Below are 22,187 nucleotides of genomic sequence, written 5' to 3'. Positions count from 1 at the left end.
AAGTCCATATCGGACTTGCCGCGCTTTTTGCTGTATCATAATTCAGTTTTGTTGTCAGTGTCCGTTGAAGAATATGTAGAGAGCCACCATAACCACGGCAAGCAGCGTCCATGCCACCACAACCGTGCGCCTTGGTTTTTCGCTCAGCTTCACTATCTCGGGGCTTACCGTTGCCTGCTTGTTGCTGAGGCTGACGATAATCATGCTGATGATGAGGATTACGAAGATGTAGAACGACAGCATCATGAAGTGCACCTGCTCCGTGGCTCCCGGTATAACCCACAGGTAAAGGATGCCCGAGCCGATGCTGAAGATGGTTCCGAAGGTGAGCGTTACGTTGGCGGCGAGCGGCGTGCAGCGCTTCCAGAACACGCCCATGACGAACACTGCCGCCATAGGTGGTGCGATGAAGCTGAGCACCGACTGGAATACGTTGAAGAGGTTCATGCCCTTTATGTTGTCAACGGCCACGGTGATGACTATCGACACCAGTGCGCCTATGACGGTTATTATGCGTCCTGTGCGCATTATTTCCTTCTGCGTGGCCTCCGGGCGGATGTTCTTCACGTAGATGTCCATCGTGAACACCGTGCTCAGGGCGTTGAGCGCAGAGCCTATGGTGCTGATGAGCGCGGCGGTGAGAACGGCCAGCACAAGGCCAACCATGCCCACGGGGAAGAGGCTCGACACGAGAGTCATGTAGGCGTTGTCGGCCTCAATGGTCATATTTCCGAAGAAACCGGTCTTCCAGAGGGCGAAGCACACGATGCCGGGGATGATGTATATGGCCACGTCGAGTATCTTCAGCCAGCCCGTAAAGTTAGCTCCCTTCTGTCCTTCGCTGAGGTCTTTGGCAGCCAGTACGGGCTGAACCATCGACTGGTCGGTACACCAGAACCACAGTCCGCTTATGGGATAGCCCAGCAGAATGGGCAGCCAGGGGAAGTCTTTGTCGCTGTTGGGCTGAAAGAGGTTCCAGTAATTAGACGGCACAATGTCGGGATTGGCCAGCACGGCGATGCCTCCGGTGAACGAGTCGCCGCCGAGGCGGTATATTCCTACGAAGGTCAGCGTGGCCGAAACGAGTATGAGCAGCACCATCTGATATACGTTGGTGTAGGCCACGGCCTTCAGTCCGCCGAGCATTGTGAAGAAGGCGGAGATGCCGAGCAGCAGGGATGCCGACATCCACACGGGTATGCCGAACCAGGAATGCCGACATCCACATGGGTATGCCGAACACCTGGCGTATGATTATGCCGCCCGCGAAGAGCGTCAGCGCGAGCCACGAGATGAGTATCGTGACGATGGTATACCACGCCAGCATGTTGCGTGTGGACTGTCCGAAGCGCAGGCCCATAAACTCGGGCAGGGTGGAAACCTTGCTGCCGAGATAGCGCGGGGCGAAGACGAAGGCCAGCAGGGCTATGAACACGAAGGCGTACCATGCGTAGTTGCCCGACACGACGCCCGTGGTGAAGCCGGCGCTTGCCGACGCTATGAGCATAGAGGGGCCTACGTTGGTGCCCCACATGGAGAATCCTATGTGGTGCCAGCGCAGAGAATGTTCGGCAAGAAACAGGCTGCTGCCCTTCTTGCGCTTGGTGCTTGCCCATATGCCGATGGCAAGCAGGATGACGAAGTATGCTATAAGTATGCCCCAGTCGAGGCCATGTAATGATTGTGAGTTCATGGATATGTTGTTTATTTGGTAATTATAGTAGTTAAAGGAGTTATCGCGGGCTGTGCCCGCTCAGTAGTTAAAGTCATTAGCCTTGTTGCCTGTTGGCGGCTTTATGGGGGATGTATGACTTATGGGAGTAATGAGGCCGATGCGCTGCAGATGATGTAATGACCGGCGTATTTAGCCTTGTTAATAACCGGCAGGGCATTTGGCTTTAACTCCTTTAACTACTCTAACTCCTTTAACTCCTTGAAATATTATTCTTTTCCCTTCACCAGCTCCCTTGCCACCTTCACTGCTTCGTTGGCATTGTCGCTGTATCCGTCGGCTCCTATCTCGTCGGCGAAGGCCTGGCTTACGGGCGCTCCGCCCACCATAATCTTCACCTTGTCGCGCAGTCCGGCGTCTTCCACGGCCTTGATTACGTCCTTCATGTAGGTCATTGTCGTGGTAAGCAGGGCGCTCATGCACAGGATGTCGGCGTGGTTGTCCTTCAGAGCCTCTACAAACTTGTCGCTCGGCACGTCGATGCCGATGTTTATCACCTCAAAGCCGCTGCCCTCGAGCATCGATGCAACGAGGTTCTTGCCTATGTCGTGCAGGTCGCCCTTCACCGTTCCGATGACCACGCGGCCTATCGTAACGTCTGCCTTGCCTGCCATGAGCGGCTTGAGCAGCACGAGGGCGGCCTTCATGGCGCGTCCTGCCATGAGCAGCTGGGGCACAAAGGCCTTGCCGTCCTGGAAGCGCTGGCCCACCTCGCCCATGGCGCGTATCATCTGACTGTTGATGATGTCCTGCGGAGCCATGCCCGCGTCTACGGCCTTCTGCGTCGCCTCGGCTGCCTTGTCAGCGTTGCCTTGCAGTATGGCGTCGAATATCTCGTCGCTTGCCGACGGTTCGTTTGCGGCCTTCGGCGCACAGCATTCACAGGGTTCGGCGGCATGGTCGTGCCCGTGGTTTTCTGAAAGGTCATCTTTTGCATTGTCAAAGGCCACCTTTTGCACGCTAAAAGACGGCATATTGGAGCCTAAAAGGCCACCTTTTGCAACGCCCTCATTATCAGATGGTTGCGCAGGGTGGGGCGAAAGGGCAAGTCCTTCGGCGGGAACCACGGCTTCGGCAAGCTTTCTGATGTGCATGTCGGTTGTGCCGCAGCATCCTCCCACGATGTTGAGCACGTGCCACTCTATCAGCGGCCACAGTTCGCGCTGCAGCATCTCGGGCGTGTGACTGTAGCGTCCCTCGGCGTCGGGCATGCCGGCGTTGGGGTAAAGGCTTATCATGTAGGGCGTAGTCTTGCCGAGATGTACGAGCATGTCGGCGGCAAGGCTTACGTCAGAACAGCAGTTTACGCCAACCGACATGATGTCGCTGCCGGCAACGGATGTGAGGAACTCTCCGATGCTCTGTCCCAGCATGTTGTGTCCGTCGGCAGTGGCTATGCTGAAGCTCAGCATCAGCGGCAGACGCTTGCCTGCCTTGCGCATTGCTCCGCGTGCCGCCTCGATGGCCGCCTGCGCGTTCTTTGTGTCGAATATCGTCTCTATCAGCAGGGCGTCGACGCCGCCTTCAATCAGCGCTTCGGCCTGTTCTGCGTAGGCGTCGCGCAGAGTGTCGTAGCTGAAGGCATGCCAGCCCGGCTGTGTGGTGTCTGATGTTATTGAGCAAGTCTTGCTCGTCGGACCAATCGAACCTGCCACGAAGCGCGGCTTGTGCGGTGTCTTGGCGGTAAATTCGTCGGCTGCCTTGCGCGCTATGCGGCACGCCTCGAGGTTTATCTCGCGGCAGAAGCTCTCCAGATGATAGTCTGCCATGGATATGCGCTGTGCGTTGAAGGTGTTAGTCTCGATGATGTCTGCTCCGGCTTCGAGATACTTCCGGTGAATGTCCTCAATGACGTCGGGGCGCGTAAGGCACAGCAGGTCGTTGCATCCCTTCACGTTCACGTCATGCCCTGCAAGCCTTTCGCCGCGGAAGTCGGCCTCGCCGAGGCGTCGGCTCTGTATCATCGTGCCCATGGCTCCGTCGATAACGAGTATGCGGTTGCGTCCTGCCGATACGATGGGGCAGCCGTCGAGCCAGTCGGCAGGAGCCTTTTCGTCCTTTCCTGTAAGCTCCTTGAATTCGCGCTCGGCGCTCTCTATTATAGCCTCCACCTCCTTGTCGGCGTCGCTCTTGCCGCTGTTTATGCGTATGGTGTTGTCCTCCTGCTGCGGCTTTTTGGCCTCGTCTTCCTGATATTCCTCAACGATGCGCATGGCTTTCTCCACCTCGTCCTCGTTGTGGAAGTCCATCTCAATATGCACTCCGTTGCCTCCTATGTTGTCGAGCAGCGGCCGCAGCTCGTCGAGCGTTACCCAGCATGCCATTATGCTCTTGCCTCCTGCCAGTATCTTCTTGTACAGGTCGTACCATTTTGGCGAGCCTCCCTGTGGCTCTCCCACGCCCGGCGTCCACTGTATGGCGTTGAGTTCCTCAATCTCGAGCAGCGCCGGCAGATGATGAAGAGCGCCAACGCCGTCCAAGTGGTACAGCGTATAGTCAATCTTCTGGCACTGCTGGCGAATGAACGGCTGCACAAAGCGGCGGTAGTCTTCCACGCTTATCATCGTTGATATGTCGCTCTGCAGCTTGCTCATCTTGCCCGGTGCCCACGAAGAGAAGTAGCAGAAGGCCATCTCGTCGCCCTCGCGCACTATGTCGTAAAGCTCGTCGAACACCTTGAAGTAGATGTCGTTTATCTGCTGCATCTGTCGTTCCAGCACCTCAGGCTGCGTAACTGTGTCCATCAGCACTTTGTCGGTGCCCTTCAGAGCCGCCAGAACGTCCATGCCTTCCATGAGGTCGGGCATGCCCACATAATAGTTGCCGTTGGCCTTCTTCTTGCATTCTGTCAGCAGTTGCTTGTGCAGCAGCCAGTTGGGATGCTCCGGATTAAACTTTATGTCGTCGGTGAAGTCAGGGTCGGGGTGTATCCATATAGTGTCTTCTCCGCCCTCGAACACGCCTCCGAGGATAGCTGCGAGCGAGCCGGGGCCCAGCTGTGTGTTTGCAACGGGCAGCATGTCAGCCTTCAGACAGCTGTGAGCCACGTACCAGTCGAGATATTCGGCGCGCCATTTCGGGTCGAACCATTTCTGGTTGAGGTCCTTCGGGGCTGGCGGTGCAGGCACATCGGCATGCGGCTTGACGCCTTCCTGAAAGTGTTCCCACATGTTCAGCACAATGCCTTTGTGGTTCCACCATTGTATGTATCGCTGTTTTGTTTCTTCAAGATTCTTTTTCCACATGTTCAATAAGTAGTTATAGTAGTTAAAGGAGTTATCGCCGGCCGTGCCGGCTAGGAGTTAAAGTCATTTGTCTTGTTGGTAAATGACTTTATATTTTTATTTAATTGCTGATTGTCAGGCGGTTAGATAGGTCTGAGATGTTGTCTCCGGCCGTGCCGGTTAAGGGCTAAAGCCATTGGCATTGCGGGCAAATGACTCTATATTTTTTATTTTGTTGCTGATTGTCAGGTGGTTAGGGTTGTTAAAGAAGTTATCGCTTTGCGTTCCTGCTTATGGCAGAAGCTATTGTCTTAAATGTCTGTTTACTTATTGTAAGATTGACGATAAGCGTTCAGACTAATGGCTTTAACTCCTAGCCGGCACGGCCGGCGATAACTACTTTAACTCCTTTAACTACCAATTTAACCTATTACCACTCAATCCCTCCAAACCTTCCGTCAATCTTTATATATTCTGTCTTGCTCAGGTCCATGTCGTCCGTGCAGTCCACAGGTTCGGGATAAACCGGTATTTCGGCACCTTCGCGCACATAGACGGGCATCAGTTCGAGCGGCACATTGAGGTCTTTGAGCCACTTTCCGCCGCTGTAGCGCTCGCCGGTGAAGAAGTTTACCCAGTTGCCTTCAGGCAAGTAGACGTCGCGGCGGCCTTCGCTGTTCATCACGGGAGCCACGAGGAAGTCGTCGCCGAAGTAATATTCGTCGTCGATATGCCAGCACATGGGGTCGTCCGGGTGGTGGAATATCAGTGCCTGGAGCACCGTTGAGCCGCCGCTTACGGCCTTCTGGCTCTCCTGAAGGATGTAAGGTATGAGCTTATAGCGCAGCTGCCACCATCTCTTCACTATCGGGGCGATGGCAGGATAGTGCCAAGGCTCGCGCTTGTTGGTGCCGTGATAGCGGATGTGTGACGAGAAGACGCCGAACTGAGTCCAGCGGACGTAGACGTCATCACGTACACGTGAGTTCATGAAGTTGGGCAGAGTGTGGAATCCGGGCACGTCGTGGCTCCAGAAGGCAAAGCCCGACAGACCGAAGTGAAGTCCGCCCTTGAGCGAGCCTGCCATGCCGTCCCACGAGCTGCAGGAGTCGCCTCCCCAGTGCAGAGGATAGCGCTGGCAGCCCGCCCAGGCTGCTCTTGCCCATACTATGCCGTCGCCTGTCACCTCCTTGGTAACCTCATAGGCAGCCTTCTGATACAGCAGCGCATAGAGATTGTTGAGCAGTTCGGGCTTCATGTTCTTGTAGATAGCATCCATGTGGATGTTTTCGCCGAAGTCGGTCTTTATCGCTGCCACGCCCATGTTCAGCAGACGGCGCAGCAAACCCTTGTACCACTCGGTGGCGGCGGGGTCGGTGAAGTCGATTGTTCCGGCGTAGTCGAGGGCCGAGAAGTTAGAACCTTCGCCCTCCTGCTGCTTTGTCAGCGTGCAGATATAGTGGTTCTTGCGCGCCTCGTCAATCTGTTCGGCATCCTCAGCCACGTAGGGCAGCTGCCACAGAGTTACGCGGTAGCCCTTGTCCTTCAGGCCGCGGATGAAGCCTTCGGGGTCGGGGAAGCGCTCTTCGTTGAACTTCCATTCGCACAGCCAGTCGGTCTTAAACCAGCCGGTGTCCAAGTGTATCACGTCGCAAGGATAGTGTTCGCGGCGCATGCGGTCGCAAATTTCGTTCACCTCGTCGGCGCTGAAGTATGTCATGCGGCTCATCCACACGCCGAAGCTCCACAAGGGAGGCATCGAGGGGTAGCCCGTCAGGTCGCGGTAGCCGCGGATAATCTCCTCCATAGAGTCGCCTCCGATGAGGAATACGTCGAGCATGGCTTGGTCGCTGAGAAACTCTACCGAGCGCGTTGACACTCCGGCGAGCGACAGCTTGCTGTGTGCGCAGGTGTGATAGAATGCTCCGTACATGCGGCTCGACACGTAGAACGGAATGTTCTTATATGTGCGGCGGTTGTTTACGCCCTGTCCGTCCTGGTTCTTGAGGAAGAACGTCTGTCCGCTGAGGTCCATCTTGGTGAAGCGTTCGCCCGTTCCGGCAAAACATTCGTCGGCCTTGCACTCGAACGACATCGTGGCGCGCTCCTTCTGTCCGTCAAGCTTGCAGAAGCCTATGGGCAGCGCGTCGTAGCGCGGAGGCGAGAAGTGGTCGTAGGCGGCCAGGCGTATCTCGCGCTTTCCGTCGGGATATAGCCTTATGTCGAGCGTCTCCTGCGGGTCGGGCAGCAGCGTGCTCCAGCGGTCGAGCTCGGGCTCCTGTATGTTGATAACGGCCCTGACGGTGCCTTCGGGGTCGGTGACGGTCCATCGGCCGTTGCCGAAGCTTACGCTCAGCGGCGTCTTCTTAACCCTGTCGCTCATCTGCAACATCTCCGACTCGTCGGTCATCTGCTCCTCGCCGAAGCCTATGAACAGGCGCAGGATCTTTGGCTCATACTGTCTGATGATGAGCGTATATTCCTCACGCGGCACGCCGGTGTCGGCTGCCATGTCGTTGGCCAGTATCTGCTTCTGGAACGGAACGAGCACGCAGATGTCGCCGTCGTTCTCGAACACGGCCGAGGGTTTGCATGCCTTCCATAGCGACTCGTTGCGGCTAAGGCTGACGTCGAAGTCGAGAAAGTCGAAAAGATGGTAGTTTGTGGGTTTCATTTTTTTGTTTGTTTTTATATGTTTTTTGCCGGCTTTTTCAGTCCTCCGTCCCCTTGCCGTTAGTGTTTCGTGGCCGGGGGCGCGGCTGTGCTAATTATGCCTTCTGTTATTATGCTTTTCAGGTTTTGTCTTGTGGCCGTGTGGCTTTTGTGCGCCGGCTGCGTGCCGGTGTGCCGTTGCGGCCTGCGGCGGCATGAGTTGCCGTGGCTGTAGATATGACGCAGCAGTGTTGTTTTTGTACTATGCCATAAGGCATAATGTTCGAGCGTCGCTCTCAGGCCATTGTTGTTTGCGTATTATCGTGTTGTCCGTTGCCGTAGCCGGGTGTCCGCGTGCGGTTTGCTTACGGCCCGTCCTGCAGCCGTTGCCCTGTCGTGGGCGTGCAGGAGCTATGTTGCAAAAATAAGAAAAATAGCCTTAACGGCAAAGGATTATCCCAAATGTTTCAGTATTTTCAGCCCTTGTCATAGGTAAGTGTTTCCCCCTGGTTTTCCAATATGTGCCCTTTCGCATTGCAAAAGACCACATATTGCACGCTAAAAGGCCACCTTTCAGAAGCTGAAAGATGACCTTTTGCAACGCATTGAGCGTCAATGGGTTATGCGATGGTCGGGCTGTAGGCCGCCGTACCTTGTGCGATTGCTGCCAGTATGGCGTTATGTATTATTGCGCCGTGCCGGATTCAGACTTGCCGTCGCCTTCGGTCTGCGTGTGCTGCGGCACGCCTATCTCCTTCACCTTCTTCTCAAACTCGTCTCTGCCGCATGTCGCGCCGTTCTTGATGCGTGCGCGGTAGTTGTAGATTGTGTTGACCGAATAGTGGAGAAACTCGGCTATCTTTGAGCTGTCGTCGATGCCGAGGCGTATCAGCGCGAATATCCTTATGTCGGTGTTCAGGCGCGACGTGTCGTCGAGATGTATGCGCTCCTCGGGGCGCAGCAGCTTGTTGAAGTCGTCGACAAAGGTGGGGAAGAGGTGTATGAACGTGGTGTCGAATATGTCGAAGAGCTCCTGCTGCTGGCGGTCTCTGAAGTCGTGCGACTTCATCTTGCTCATCAGTTCCGTGTGCTGCTTGTTCTTCAGCATCGTCAGCACCTCCTTTCTCATCCTCTCCATGTTGTCTATGTATATAGAGCACTGCCTGAGGAACAGGCCGATGTATTTCTCCTTCACCCTGTTCGACTCGTTCAGGCTGCCTATGGCCTTGTGCAGCTGGCGGTCGGTCTCGGTCAGCTGGCGGTTGCTCTCGTCCAGGTTCTCGTTTATCTGCTGCATCTCCTTGTTGAGCTTCATCAGCTGCCTGTTCTTGCGGCTGAGCTCGTCGCGCGTCAGCTTAAGCTTGCCGCGCTGCTTGTTGACATATATGAGCAGCACAAGCACCGAGACGGCGAAGAGGCTTATCACGAGCACCATGATGACGAGGCGCTCCTTCTGCTTCTGCATTATGGTCTGATAGCTGCTGTCTATGGATGTGAGCACGGGCGAGATCTGGTTGCTTCTCACCCTCGTGCCGAACTTCTCGGCGCAGTTCCAGGCAAAGTTTATGTATTTATACGACCGTGCCATGTCGCCCGTCGTGTTCAGATAGTTGGCCAGTTCCCACAGCGCGCCCTGGTCCATCACGGCGTTGCGTATGTCGCCCAGCGCCGACATTGCCAGCCAGTAGGTCCAGTTGTCGGTGTCGTTCATCCTCTTGTAGTCGAGAAAGCGGTAGTAGGCAATTATCGAGAACTCGTGCGACTGTCGGTCTACGCCCTTCATCCTCATGTCGTTGTAGCGCAGCGCGCCGGCCGGGTCGTTGCTGTTGTACCGCTCAATCTCCATCAGCTGCAGATACATGTCGCTGTTCTTGTCGGCCAGTGCCGCCAGCGAGTCGGCATACATCCTTTCTAGCCGGCCATAGTTTTCCTTCAGTCTGCCTATCTTTGTGTAGAATCCCAGCTCCTTGTAGAGATGGTTGCGCGCGGCGTAATATGCCAGCCTGCCTTCGCGGTTTAGCTCTCCGGTGTTGATAGAGGCCAGCAGCTCGTCCGACTCCATATACATTCCGGCCGTTGAACACTGAAAGGCCCTCAGCGCAGTGCAGTGGTTGGCGCTCATCATGTCGCCCTGGCTGCGCGCCATCCGTTCGGCCCTGCCGAGCCATGCTATGGCCGAGTCGTTCACGAAAGCCTTGTATTCCCTGTATATTCTGAATGCTGCCGCATATCGCGCGGCATATCCGCGGCTCTTGTCAAATTGCCGCTTGAGGCCTGCAATGCGTGCCTCGCGCTTGGATAAATAAACAGATGCATTGGCGATGGCCTCGTCAATGCATCTGTAAACCGAGTCCGTGCGTGCGGCATCAGCTGACGCCACCACCGGAACAAGCCATATAATAAGTAAAAATATGTTTCTCATCGCTGTCTTATGCTTAGCCGGAACATGCCTCCGCGGCCTTTGTAAGGTTCTGTGAGACATAGGTTTATCTCTTCCTGCAAAGATAAGACAATATTGCGAACACACAAAATTTACGGCCCGTTTTTTTTTATTTTGCCGTTATTGTCACGCTCTGCAGCGAGCGGCTGTCGTGGCCTGCCATGATATGAAACTCGCCCGGCTCGAACACCTTGCGGCCTTCGGCGTCGTAGAACGACAGGTCGTCTTCGGTGATGTCGAACTCAACGGTGCGGCTCTCGCCCTTCTTCAGGTGTATGCGGCTGAAGCCTTTCAGTTCCTTTACAGGCCGGCTGATGGATGCCACGGGGTCGCGCACATAGAGCTGCACCACCTCGTCGGCGTCATAGTTGCCCGTGTTGCTCACCGTCACCGATGCCTTGAAGTTGCGTCCGCTGCCCGTAACGCTCAGTTTGCCGTAGCTGAAGCTCGTGTAGCTCAGGCCGTAGCCGAAGGGGTAGAGCGGGTCGTTCACCTCGTCGAGATAGTTGCTGGCATACTTGCGGAACTCTTTTGTGCCTTCGGGCACGGGGCGTCCCGTGTTGAGATGGTTGTAATAGATTGGTATCTGGCCCTCGTTGCGCGGGAAAGTCATGGTCAGACGGCCGCTCGGAGCCACGTCGCCGAACACCACGTCGCATATAGCGTCGGCTGCCTCGCTGCCTCCGAACCATACGTTCAGTATCGCGTCAACGTTTTCTTGTTCCCATGTAAGCACCGTCGGACGGCCCGAGAAGTTGAGCATCACCACCGGTTTGCCCAGCTTAACAAGCTCGGCGAGCAGCTCGCGCTGAACGTCGGGCAGCACAAGACTCGTGCGGCTCGAGCATTCGCCCGACATGTCGGCACTCTCGCCCATGGCACACACTATCACGTCGGCCTTTCGTGCCGCCTCGAGAGCCTCTGCCTTGAGTTGTGCGTCGTCGCCTCTCGTTATGTTCTTGCCGAACTCTGCCGCGCGCTGACGTGCCGAGTCGGCCATCAGGTTGCATCCCTGCGCATACAGAAGTTCAGCCTTTCCGGCCAGCGCGCGCTCCATTCCTTCCTTCAGCGTCGGGTATTTGTCGGGAGTGTAGGCCACGCACCATGTGCCCGCCATGTTGGCGCGAGTGTCTGCCAGCGGGCCTATCAGCGCTATCTTGCCCTGCTTCTTCAGCGGCAGCAACGACTTGTCGTTCTTCAGCAGCACAAAGGTCTCGGCGTCAATGCGCCTTGCTTCGGCGCGGTTTTCGGCTGTGAAGATGTCGCGCTTGCGTCTTTTCGTGTCGCAGTATTTATACGGATCGGCAAAGAGTCCCAGCTTATATTTAGCCTCGAGCACTCTGCGGCATGCCTTGTTGATGGCTTCCTCGCTCACCGTTCCGTCCTTTACCGACTGCTCCAGCGTGCCGATGAATCCCATGGAGCACATGTCCATGTCGGTGCCGGCATTGAGGGCAGCTGCCGAACAGTCTTTCAGCGAACCGCCAACGCCGTGGCTCAGCATCTCGCCTATTGAGCCGTAGTCGGTAACAACGAAGCCGTTGAACTTCCACTGGTTGCGCAGCACATCCTCAAGAAGCCACTTGTTGGCCGTTGCCGGCACATAGTCAACCAGGTTGAACGATGTCATCACGCTGCCCGTTCCTGCCTTTACGGCGGCGCGGTAAGGCTCGAGATACTGGTTATACATGCGCAGACGACTCATGTCAACGGTGTTATAGTCGCGTCCCGCCTCAACGGCGCCATACAGGGCGAAGTGCTTCAGGCATGCCATAACGTTGGCGTTGCTGCTGTAGTCGCCCTGATATCCGCGAATCATGGCCTCGGCTATGCGTGAGCCGAGATAGGGATCTTCGCCGTTTCCCTCAGATATGCGGCCCCAGCGGGCGTCTATGCAGATGTCTACCATAGGGCTGAACACCCAGTTGATGCCGTCGGCAGTGGCCTCCTTTGCGGCTATTTGGGCAGCACGCTCTATGGCGTTGAGGTCCCAGCTGCATGAAAGCGCGAACGGAATGGGGAATATCGTCTCGTATCCGTGTATCACATCCATGCCCACAAGCAGCGGAATGCCCAGCCGGCTCTTCTCAACGGCCAGCTTCTGCAGTGCTTTTATCTTGTCGACGCCCTTCAGGTTGAACACGCCTCCAATCTCTCCGGCCTTTATCTTGCCGCTTACTTCAGAGTCCTGGGCCTGTCCCGTGGTTATGTCGCCTGCCACCTGAAGGTTAAGCTGACCAATCTTCTCGTGCAGAGTCATGCGCGACATGAGACCGTCAACAAACTTATCCATCTCCTGGTTCTGCGCGCTCACCGCCCCGGTCAGCAGCAGTGCCGCCGCAGTTGTCAGTATTTTGCTTATTTTCATCATATGATTTATGTCTTTAGATGTCAATGACTATTTCAGAGTAAACGCTACTTTGCTCACAATATTGTCTGAAGCGTTGCCCACGAGAGCCTCAAACTGTCCAGGCTCTGCGGTCCAGCTGGCAGCCTTGTCGTCGTAGAAGCTGAGGGCGTCTTTGCCTATTGTTATGGTTACTTTCTTGGTTTCGCCCGGTTGGAGATAAACTTTCTTGAATCCTTTAAGCTCCTTGTAGGGGCGCGGAAGCGACGACTCGCAGTCGTGAATGTAGAGTTGCACCGTCTCAGAGCCTGCCACCTTGCCCGTGTTGGTGACGCTGACGGTGAACGAAAGGCTGTCGGCTGTGGTGATGCTTGCGGCACTTGCCTTTGCCTTGCCTATCTTGAAGCTCGTGTAGCTCTCGCCGTGTCCGAAGGCAAAGAGCGGCTTTGTCTTCTCCTTGTCAGCCCAGCGGTAGCCCACAAAGATGCCTTCCTTATACTCTTCGTCAATGATTTTCTTGTCGGCGCGCCATGTTCCGGGATATGTGTTGAGCTTGTGCGCACCCACATCGTTGAGCGATGCCGGCCATGTGAAGGGCAGTTTGCCCGACGGGTTGGTGCGTCCTGTCAGCACGTCGGCAAGAGCATGGCCTGCCGTTGAGCCGAGGAACCAGCCCTGAACTATTGCGGGCACCGAACTCTTCCACGGCATTGCCACGGCGTTGCCCGATATGTTGACGAATATCAGACGCTTGTTGGCCTTGGCAAGAGCCTCCACCACCTTGTCTTGATCATAGGGCAGGGCGAAAGACTTGCGGTCGTGGCCCTCGGCATCCTGGTAGTCGCTCTTGTTGAGTCCGCCGAAGAACACCACGTAGTCGGCCTTGCGCGCCTTGTCTACGGCCTCGGCTATAAGCTCTTCGGGCGAGCGGCTGTCAGCAAGTTGCTGTCCTGTGGTCACGCCGTTGTACTCGCCTGTGATGTCGCCAACATATCCGCGGGCATAGTCAACCTCGATGTTCATGCCTTCGAGACAAGCCTTCAGACCGTCGAGAGGCAGTTCCTCATGCTGCGCCTTGAGCGAAGAGCTGCCGCCGCCTACGGTCATCATCTTGATGGCATTCTCGCCGACGACGAGCACGCGGCGTGCCTTCAGCGTGTCGATGGGCAGCACGCGGCCTTTGTTCTGCAGCAGCACGATGCCTTCGGCGGCTATTTTGCGTGCGGCGTCGTAGTGAGCTTCAGAGCAGAGCGAGCCAAACTGGCGGTTGCGGTTCATGTTGGTGCGGAAGAAAAGGCGCAGCACACGTCTGACCTTGTCGTTGAGTTCCTTCTCCGTGTAGGTGCCGTCCTGTATCAGTTTGCGGTAAGGCGAAGCCAGATAATAGTTGTCGTAGGCGTCTGAAGTGCCGAAGGCAAGGCCGTCGGTCCATGTGCCGAACTCCATGTCGAGTCCGTTCTCAACGGCCTGACGGGTGTCGTGTGCGCCGCCCCAGTCGGATACCACCACGCCGTCGAAGCGCCACCGGCCCTTCAGTATGTCGTTGAGCAGCCACTGGTTGTGGCAGTTGTGCTGATTCTTGTACATGTTGTAGGCACCCATTATGCCCCACACTCCGGCCTCGGTTACGGCAGCCTTGAAGGCAGGAAGATAAATTTCGTGGAGCGCACGGTCGTCAACTATGACGTTTACCTGATGCCGGTATTCCTCGTCGTTGTTGAGAGCGAAGTGCTTAACGCAGGCTGCCACGCCCTTTGACTGCATGCCCTGGATGTAGGGCACCACCATGCGTGAGGCGAGATAGGGGTCTTCGCCCATGTATTCAAAGTTGCGTCCGCCCAGCGGAGTGCGGTAGATGTTGACGCCGGGGCCGAGAATCATGTCCTTGCGGCGATAGAGAGCCTCCTCGCCGAGGCTTTCGCCGTAGATGCGGCTTATGGCCGGATTCCATGTGGCGGCAAGGCACGTTAGCGCCGGAAATGCCACGCACGAGTCGTTGGTCTGGCCTGCCTGCTCCCATTTGTCCCACAGCACGTCGGGGCGCACGCCGTGAGGGCCGTCGTCGGTCCAGAACTCCGGTATGCCCAGACGCTTCACTCCGGGCGAGCTGAACTTGCTCTGAGCGTGGATTACGGCAATCTTCTCGTCGAGCGTCATGCGCTTTAGGGCGTCTTCCACTCTCTCTTCAATGGGTTTGGTCTCATCGAGATACACCGGCGTGCCCTGTGCGGCGGCGCTCATTGAGCATACGCCGAGGAGCAGGGCCGGTATGGATTTAATAAAGATTTTCATGTTATGTAAGTGTTTTTAGTTTCATTATGTGATGTGTATGAGGGCTACTTCTGGAACACGCGCACGTAGTCGACCTTCATAGTCGTTGGCAGTGCACTGTCGTCGGTGCCCTTGTATCCGCCCCAGTCGCCTCCCCACGCAAGGTTGAGGATGATGTAGAAGGGCTTGTCGAAGGGCCATGCCTCAACGCCTGAGCCGTCGTTGGCATAGTCGAGAATCATCTTGCCGTCGACATAAAACTTCAGATGGTCGGGCGTCCACTCGCAGGCATACACGTGGAACTCGTCTTCGGCGTCGGCAACGTGCAGCGTCGCATGCTCTATGGCAGTGCCCGTGTTGTTGTATTTCTGGCAGTGTATGGTCGACGACACGTCGCCCGGGTCGGCTCCCACTTCCTCCATGATGTCTATCTCGCCGCAGCGCGGCCACGGGTTTGTGGCGAAGTCGTTGCCCGCAGGCATCATCCAGAAGGCAGGCCACGTGCCTTTGCCCTTGGGAAGCTTTATGCGTGCCTCAAACCATCCGTATTTCCAGCCTGTCGACACGTTGGCATATACTCGTCCTGAGTATATCGCAGAGCCTGCCTTGAAGCAGTTGATGCTGAGCTTTCCGTCGGCAATCTCGGTTACGCGGCGGCCTGCAGCCTGTCCGTCCACATAGGTCTGCAGCTCGTTGTTTACCCATCCCGGGCCCTGCTCCTCGTGAGTCCACCATGCGGTGTTGAGCGTTGTGCCTTGGTCAAACTCGTCGTTCCACACCAGGCGGTAGCCTTCGGGCACGCTGATGTTGTTGTCGGGCGCCGACTCCTGCACTACGCTTATCTGCTGAGAACCTTCGGATGAGGCTACGGTAACGATGCCCGAGCGCGACTTCAGTTCGTTGCTCGGCTCCACTTCTATGCTCACCGCTCCTGCCGCGGCTGTGGTCTTAATCCATGCCACGTCGGCAGATGCCGTGAAGTTGCCGTTCGAACTCACATCAATGCTGAACGTTCCGCCGGCAGAAGGGGCATAGACCGAAGTTTCGGCAACGCCTATCGTGGCGGTCTGACTTACCTTCACCGTGTCGCGCACAGTGCCCGAGCGCACCACCACCATGCCCGAGCGTGCCTCCGTGCCCTTGTTGGCGCTGACGCTGAGCTTGATGGTTCCCTTGTCAGCCGTGGTGCCGTCGAGGCTGAGGCTCATCCATGTGTCGGGCGTGTAGGCTGTCCATCCCTTGCCGGTAGACGTTACGTCTATGCTGAATGTTCCTCCGGCTGCGCCAGCCGTTATCTCTTCGGACGAGCACTTTACCGATATGCCGGCCTCAGCCTGACCGTCGTCGTCGCTGTTGCTGCAGCTCGACGACGTGAGGGCGAACACGGAAAATATTGTAACAAAAATATATTTCTTCATATCCATGATGATGTCTTTCTTTCGCATTTACAGCCCTGTGCCGCATTGGTTTTGCACGGCTGCGTAACGCCTTGACCCTCAATGCGTTGCAAAAGGTGCCCTTTTGGCTTCCAAAAGACGGCCTTTTAGCCTGTAAAAGGTGGCCTTTTGGAACCTCATTTGCGGTCTTTTGCAAATAAAGCTGCCGCAGACGCTCCCCAAGCTCCCCGCAGGCGTGCCTTGCGTGGGTGCTGTGCGGCCTTTACGGCGGTGTGGGATATGTCTGCGACAAGCATCGAAAGGTAAAAAAATTAATTTAGAAACGAGTAAAAGAAAAGTCCCGGCGGGCAAGAGCCAAGGGCCCTTTCCGCCGGAATATGAAAAGGATTATTCTATTGTTTTCTGCAGAACTATCTTGCTTATAGATGCCGTCAGACCAGCCGGATTGCCTCCGTAGTCGACCACGAGAGTCAGTTTGTCGGCAGCACCTGTAGCCATCACGCTTGCCGGAACCTTCAGCGTGTAGTCGGCATCGGCGTCGAGGTCAACCTTCTTCATGAACAGATAGTTGTCGTCTGATGCGCTGTCGGTAAGCTTCACCGTAACACCCTTTGTCGCAGCAGATGCGTGCAGCGTGCAGCAGAAGTCGTATTTAACGCCTGCTTCGGCCGAGATGTCTGTGTGGAGCTTCACCTGTGCCTGCCACTGCTCAAATGTAGCCTCGGGCAGAACCACCGTGTATGTGCCGTTGCTGGCTGTGAACGCCGGGTCGGCTATCTGGCTCCATCCCGGTGCATAGTAGAATTCTGTGGTGAATGCGCCGTTGTCGTCAACCGGTTTCCACAGGTTCGTCTCAGCGTCATAGTCATATACGGTGTCGTCGGTGTCAACCTCCGGCAGCACTGTTCCGTCGTCGTTGGCATGGTCTTTCAGCACGAGGCTCTCAATGTTGATGCTCGTGTTGGCAGCATTTCCGCCGAAGTCGAACACAAGTTTCAGCTTGCTGATGTCGAGTCCTGCCATGTCGCTCTTCCAGAAACACTTAGGTTCGCCGGCCTTCAGCTCGACTTCCTCGGCAAAGTAGAACACGTTGTCGTCGCTTGCGTCAACAAGTTTCACCATGACAGCAGGATGATCGGTGCTTGAAGTCAGTATGACGGAGAAATCATATGTCTTGTCTGCCGATGTGGCCATGTCGGTTTCGAGGAACATCTGAGCCTGCCATCTCTCTGAAGTGGCTGAAGGCAGAGTTATGCTATAGTCATAGCCGTTCTTGACACAGGTAGGATCGTTTGTCTGTGTCCATCCCGGAGCATAATAGAACGACGGATCGCCGATGTTGGCCTTGCGCCACATGTTGAATTCGCTGTCCTCCTTGAATCCGCCGAAGCCGCTTATTCTTGTCTTGTCAATGTGGAATGTGCGAGTTATCTGGCCGTCGCTCATGCCGTTGCGGTTTCTTATCTGCAGCGCAACGGTGTAGTCGCCTGCCTTGCGGTAGAACTGAGAGTCAACCGTTGCGGTAGAGTATTTAGTTCCGTCTATAATCCATACAGGTGTCACGCCGGGCTGCTCGTCGAATGAGAACACGGCATAGTTGGTCTCCTGATTAACCGTTACGTGTACAAACTCCTCATACGCTGCAGCGTCGGGCAGTCCGTTGGGGTCGGCACCCTCAAAGCTTTCGGGTGAGCATGAGCCGAGAGTGAGGCCCAGCATCATCAGCGCGCTCCCAAATATTTTATATGTCTTGTTCATAGCTTTCATCTTTTTTTAATAATCGTTTTGTTTAAGGTTCGGGTCTGACGACATCTCAGTGTCAGGTATCGGCAGATATTTCTTGCTCTCAGACCATGTGTTTGTGCGGTAGCCATACTCGTCGTGAACGAGCACCTGAGGTGCCTTGCCTGTGCGTACGAGGTCCCAGTAGCGTTTGCCTTCGCCCACGAACTCGAGCTGGCGCTCTCTTATTATTATGTCTTCGCTCACGCTTTCAAGTGTGGCTATGTGCGCTCTCTGTCTTACCAGGTTGACATATCTCAGCGCCTCAGCCTGGTCGCCGCCCGTCTTCAGTATCAGTTCGGCAGCGTTGAGCAGACATTCAGCATAGCGGTAAACTCTCAGGTTGTTGTTAAAGTTGAGGTCGGCGTCGGCCTTCTGTCCTGCGTTGCCGTCGGGTGTGGCAATATATTTAGCCAGGAAGAGGCCCGTGTCCTGATAGCGCTTGTTGTATTCGCCATTGGCAGCGGCATTGAAGCATGTTGCGTCGCGGCGTGTGTCGTTGCCTGCATAGCGCTCGTATGTCTCTGTGCGCACCGGACAGAATCCCCATCCGCCTGCCACTCCGGCTGTGCCGTCAACCCATTGGTTGGGGCTTATCAGTCTTGGCAGCACCGTACCGCCCGAAGCCAGCGGGTTGCTGTATGAGCGAATGGCATTCTCCGACTTATAGTTGATTTCCCATATCGACTCCTGGCACCATTCGCCCGACTCCTTCCAAAGGGCTGCGTAGTCAGGGTTCAGGTCGTAGAGTCCGCTGCTTATCATGTCTCTCATATACTGCAGGGCCTGTCCGTATCTGCTCTCGTCGTTCTGATACATCACCATCTCGGTGTAGAGCATATATCCCATAGCCTGTGTCACGCGGCCAAGCTCGCTCTCGTCTGCCTTCATTGGCAGCAAGTTCTTGTCGAGTACGTCCTTCAGGTCGGTTATTACGTTTTCGTAAACCTCGTCGGCCTTCAGCTGCGGAGCCGTGTATGGCATTGCCTCAAGATTGTCCGTGAAGAAAGGAATGTTGCCCCAGAACTTCCAGAGGTTATTATAATAGTAGGCTCTCAGCACGCGTGCCTCTGCCGAAGCCTTGTCGATGAAGTCCTGGCTCAGCTCGTCGCGCGAGTCGTTGATGTAGCTAAGCACGTCGTTGGCGCGCTTGACGCCTGAATATTCGTCGGTCCACAAGCCTGCGGGAGTCTGGTTTGGCAGCGCCTCAAAGTTCATCATGAGGTGCCAGAACTGGTTGTCGGTCTTGCTCGAGCCGCCCACCCAGATGTCGTCGGCCATGATGTCGCTCATCAGGTTGATTGGGCAATAGTAGCCGTTGCCCCAGTCGGGCCACTGCAGAGGATTGTATGCAGCCACCAGAGCCTCCTCAACGTGCTCCTGTGTGTTGAAGTATTCACCCACTGTGTCGGTAGGAGGTGTCAGGTCAAGAAAGTCGTCGCTACATCCTGACAGGGTGAACACTGAAAGCATTCCGAATGCAAACAATATTTTAGATTTCATGATATGTCGTTTTTTCGTTTATTTAAAGATTTATAAGTCAGTATCTTTATCAGAAGCTCAGGTTAAGACCTACGGTGAATACGCGTGCCTGCGGATATACGCCATAGTCAACTCCGAGAGATGTTCCGCTTGATGCAACCTCAGGGTCGAAGCCCCAGTATTTTGTAAACGTTATCAGGTTCTCGGCTGCGACATACACGCGCAGTTTCTCGATGAATGCCTTTCGTGTGAGGCTTTGCGGCAGAGTGTAGCCCAGCTGTATGTTCTTCAGACGGAAGTAAGAGGCGTCATGAACATAGAGGTCTGATGAAACCCAGTTTACGTTGTCGCCGAGTATGAACATAGGATACTTGTTTGATGTGCCCGGACCTGTCCAGCGGCTCAGCATCCATGAAGGAAGGTTAGATGCAGCGATGTCCACACGTCGTGTAGCGTCGAACACGTCGGCGCCTGCAACGCCCTGCCACATCATGCTGAAGTCGAATCCGCGCCACTCAGCGTTGAGGCTTATACCGAATGTCCAGTCGGGCATTCCCTTTCCGATCTTGGTCTGGTCGTTGGCAGTGATGGCTCCGTCGCCGTCAATGTCGACAAATCTTACGTATCCGGGTTTGGCATCCGGCTGTATGAGTTCGCCTTTGTCGTTGACATAAGAGTTGACTTCCTCCTGTGTCTGGAATATTCCTGCGGTCTTGTAGCCGTAGAAGAACGGGAACGGCTGTCCGTTCTCACCGCGTGTTATCGTGCCTGCTGTCTGGAAACTGTCGTAGTTGGCAAAGCCGGTGTCGTTGCCGAGCTTTATCAGTTTGTTCTTAAGATAAGAGGCGTTGCCCTTCAGGCTGAAGTGAGCGTCGGCAACATTGAACTTGTATCCTGCCTCAAACTCAACTCCGCTGTTCTCCATGTCGCCCACGTTTCCGTAAGGTTTGTTCTCTCCGACGTATGAAGGTATAGAGAGAGTCATGAGCATGCCGTTGGTCTTTTTCTTGTAATAGTCTACCGTGAAGGTAAGGGCGTTGTTGAAGAAGCCGAAGTCGAGACCGATGTCTGTCTGCTCTGATTCCTCCCATTTCAGGTCTGGGTTAGGAATGATGCTTGCCTTTATACCGTTGGTTACGGCCTCGTCGCGTCCGAAGATGTAGTTGTTGTTGACAGATGTGAGCGACAGATACTGGAAGTTACCGATGTTGTCGTTACCGTTTTTACCCCAGCTTACGCGCACCTTGAGGTTAGACAGCCAGTCGGGACGGTTCTGCATGAAAGGTTCGTTGGTTACGTTCCATCCGAGAGAGAACGACGGGAATGTGGCGTATCTGTTGTTGGCGCCGAAGCGTGAGCTGCCGTCGCGGCGTACAGTGGCCTGCACCATGTAGCGCTCAGCGTAGTTGTAGCTCAGTCGGGCGAACATAGATGCCATTGTGTAAGGCTCTGCATATCCGCCGTAGACGGTCTGGTCGCCGTTTTCGGCAAGTCCGTTGGCATAGTCGATGTAAGGCTTGTTGATGTCAATGAGGTAGTTGCGGCTTCCTCCGAGAGTCCAGCCTGTGTTCTTCAGCGCACTCTGTCCGAGCACGACGTTGAATGTGTGGTCGCCTATTGTCTTGTCGTATGTCAGCACGTTTTCAATCTGCCATACCGTGCCGCGGTCGCTTTCAGACGATGCTTTAGAGAATTCGCTGAACTGGTTGGCGCGGAGATAGTATATAGGAGTGTACGACTCGTTGCCCCAGAACGACATGTCGGCGCTGTAAGATGTGCGGAACTTCAGTCCGTCCCATATCTGCAGCTCGCCTATGAAGTTGGCAACAAACTTATGCGACCAGTTGGCTGCGCCCGGCAGAGAGAGGTTCTGCAGCGGGTTAGTCATCTCGTTGTAGTCAGGACCGGCAAGAGTATAGAGGTTGCCGTTCTTGTCATACATGGGCACATAGCCTGCCGTTCCGGCATATTTGTCGTTCTGTGCGTCGGCAGCCTCGCCTGTAAGGGTAGGCGTGAGGATAGGCGACATGGCCAGGGCGCTGCCCAGCGGTGAGCCCCACTGCGAGTTGGCGTCGATGCTCTTGCTCTTAACGCGTGCATAAGAGAGGTTGACCGTGATGTCGAGTTTGTTGAGCCAGTTGCGCGTCTTGCTCTCGTCGAAGAGAGTATATTTGGTGTTGCTGCGCAGGGTCAGACGGTTATAGTTAGAGCGGTCGTAGTCGCCGCCGATGATACCTTCCTGTGTGTAGTATCCGAGAGAGAGGTAGTAGTTGAGCTTTTCAGATGCACCGCTCACCGTGAGTTCGTGGTTTGACACGGGCGCATTGTCGTTGAAGAGCTCTTCCTGCCAGTCTGTTCCTTCGCCGTAAGAGTAAGGATCGCTGTAGAGAGGAGCCTGTCCTGAGTTGATGCGTCCTTCGTTCATCATTATGGCATAGTCGGTTGCGTTGAGCACGTCGCGCTTTCTCCACGGGTTCTGCCATCCGTAAGAGAAGTTGTAGTTGACGCGTGTCTTGCCTATCTTGCCGCTCTTGGTTGTAACGAGAATAACACCATTGGCAGCACGCGCACCATATATTGCGCCCGAAGCTGCGTCCTTGAGCACCTCGATGCTCTCGATGTCGCTCGGGTTGAGGTAGTCGAGTCCGCCGGTGATAGGCATTCCGTCTACGATGTAGAGCGGGTCAGAGTTGTTGATGGTGCCGATACCGCGCACACGTATCTGCGCTGCGGCTCCCGGCTGACCTGAAGACGACGTTACGGTAACGCCGGCAGCGAGTCCCTTCAGGGCGTTGTCCATGCGCACGGGTGCCGTGGCAGCCAGGTCGTCGGCCGAAACCTTGGCTATTGCTACCGTCCC

The 22,187-nt window shown here is 55.5% G+C and carries 8 protein-coding genes and 4 pseudogenes; all 12 read right to left on the bottom strand.

The annotated features are described in order from the left end of the window. Positions 1–54: 54 nt before the first annotated feature. Positions 55–1,693 (bottom strand): annotated as a pseudogene (locus QVO66_RS13625) (sodium:solute symporter). 248 nt (positions 1,694–1,941) lie between these two features. After that, a pseudogene (locus QVO66_RS13700) lies at positions 1,942–2,565 on the bottom strand (corrinoid protein); the annotation flags it as partial. Between the two features lie 243 nt (positions 2,566–2,808). After that, a pseudogene (locus QVO66_RS13695) lies at positions 2,809–3,945 on the bottom strand (homocysteine S-methyltransferase family protein); the annotation flags it as partial. Further along, a pseudogene (locus tag QVO66_RS13690) lies at positions 3,925–4,983 on the bottom strand (corrinoid protein); the annotation flags it as partial. The pseudogenes QVO66_RS13695 and QVO66_RS13690, both read right to left, overlap by 21 nt. 403 nt (positions 4,984–5,386) lie before the next feature. Next, positions 5,387–7,630 carry a glycoside hydrolase family 31 protein gene (locus tag QVO66_RS13615; protein ID WP_021856057.1) on the bottom strand — a complete coding sequence of 748 codons (2,244 nt, stop codon included), beginning with the start codon at positions 7,628–7,630 and terminating at the stop codon, positions 5,387–5,389. 663 nt (positions 7,631–8,293) lie between these two features. Then, positions 8,294–10,030, bottom strand: coding sequence for an Npt1/Npt2 family nucleotide transporter (locus QVO66_RS13610; RefSeq protein ID WP_021856056.1), 1,737 nt, complete (start codon positions 10,028–10,030; stop codon positions 8,294–8,296). Between the two features lie 127 nt (positions 10,031–10,157). After that, complete coding sequence (bglX, locus tag QVO66_RS13605; protein ID WP_288172920.1) at positions 10,158–12,416, bottom strand: beta-glucosidase BglX; 2,259 nt, start codon at positions 12,414–12,416, stop codon at positions 10,158–10,160. Positions 12,417–12,446: 30 nt separating this feature from the next. Then, positions 12,447–14,687, bottom strand: a complete 2,241-nt coding sequence (locus QVO66_RS13600; RefSeq protein WP_021856054.1) for a glycoside hydrolase family 3 C-terminal domain-containing protein — start codon at positions 14,685–14,687, stop codon at positions 12,447–12,449. A gap of 44 nt (positions 14,688–14,731) precedes the next feature. Further along, on the bottom strand, positions 14,732–16,084 hold the full coding sequence (locus QVO66_RS13595; RefSeq protein ID WP_021856053.1) for a family 16 glycosylhydrolase: 1,353 nt from the start codon (positions 16,082–16,084) through the stop codon (positions 14,732–14,734). A 366-nt stretch (positions 16,085–16,450) separates the two neighbouring features. Further along, entirely contained in the window at positions 16,451–17,821 is a 1,371-nt protein-coding gene (locus QVO66_RS13590) for a hypothetical protein (protein ID WP_021856051.1), read from the bottom strand. A gap of 15 nt (positions 17,822–17,836) precedes the next feature. Then, positions 17,837–19,348, bottom strand: a complete 1,512-nt coding sequence (locus QVO66_RS13585) for a RagB/SusD family nutrient uptake outer membrane protein (RefSeq protein ID WP_021856050.1) — start codon at positions 19,346–19,348, stop codon at positions 17,837–17,839. A 49-nt stretch (positions 19,349–19,397) separates the two neighbouring features. After that, a partial coding sequence (locus QVO66_RS13580; protein ID WP_288172915.1) for a SusC/RagA family TonB-linked outer membrane protein occupies positions 19,398–22,187 on the bottom strand: 2,790 nt, incomplete at its 5' end.

It is taken from the genome of Prevotella sp. CAG:255, from assembly GCF_000431195.1.
GTDB lineage: Bacteria > Bacteroidota > Bacteroidia > Bacteroidales > Bacteroidaceae > Prevotella > Prevotella rara.
Note: the sequence above shows the minus strand (reverse complement) of the source record. Positions and strands in the feature narration are given on the sequence as shown.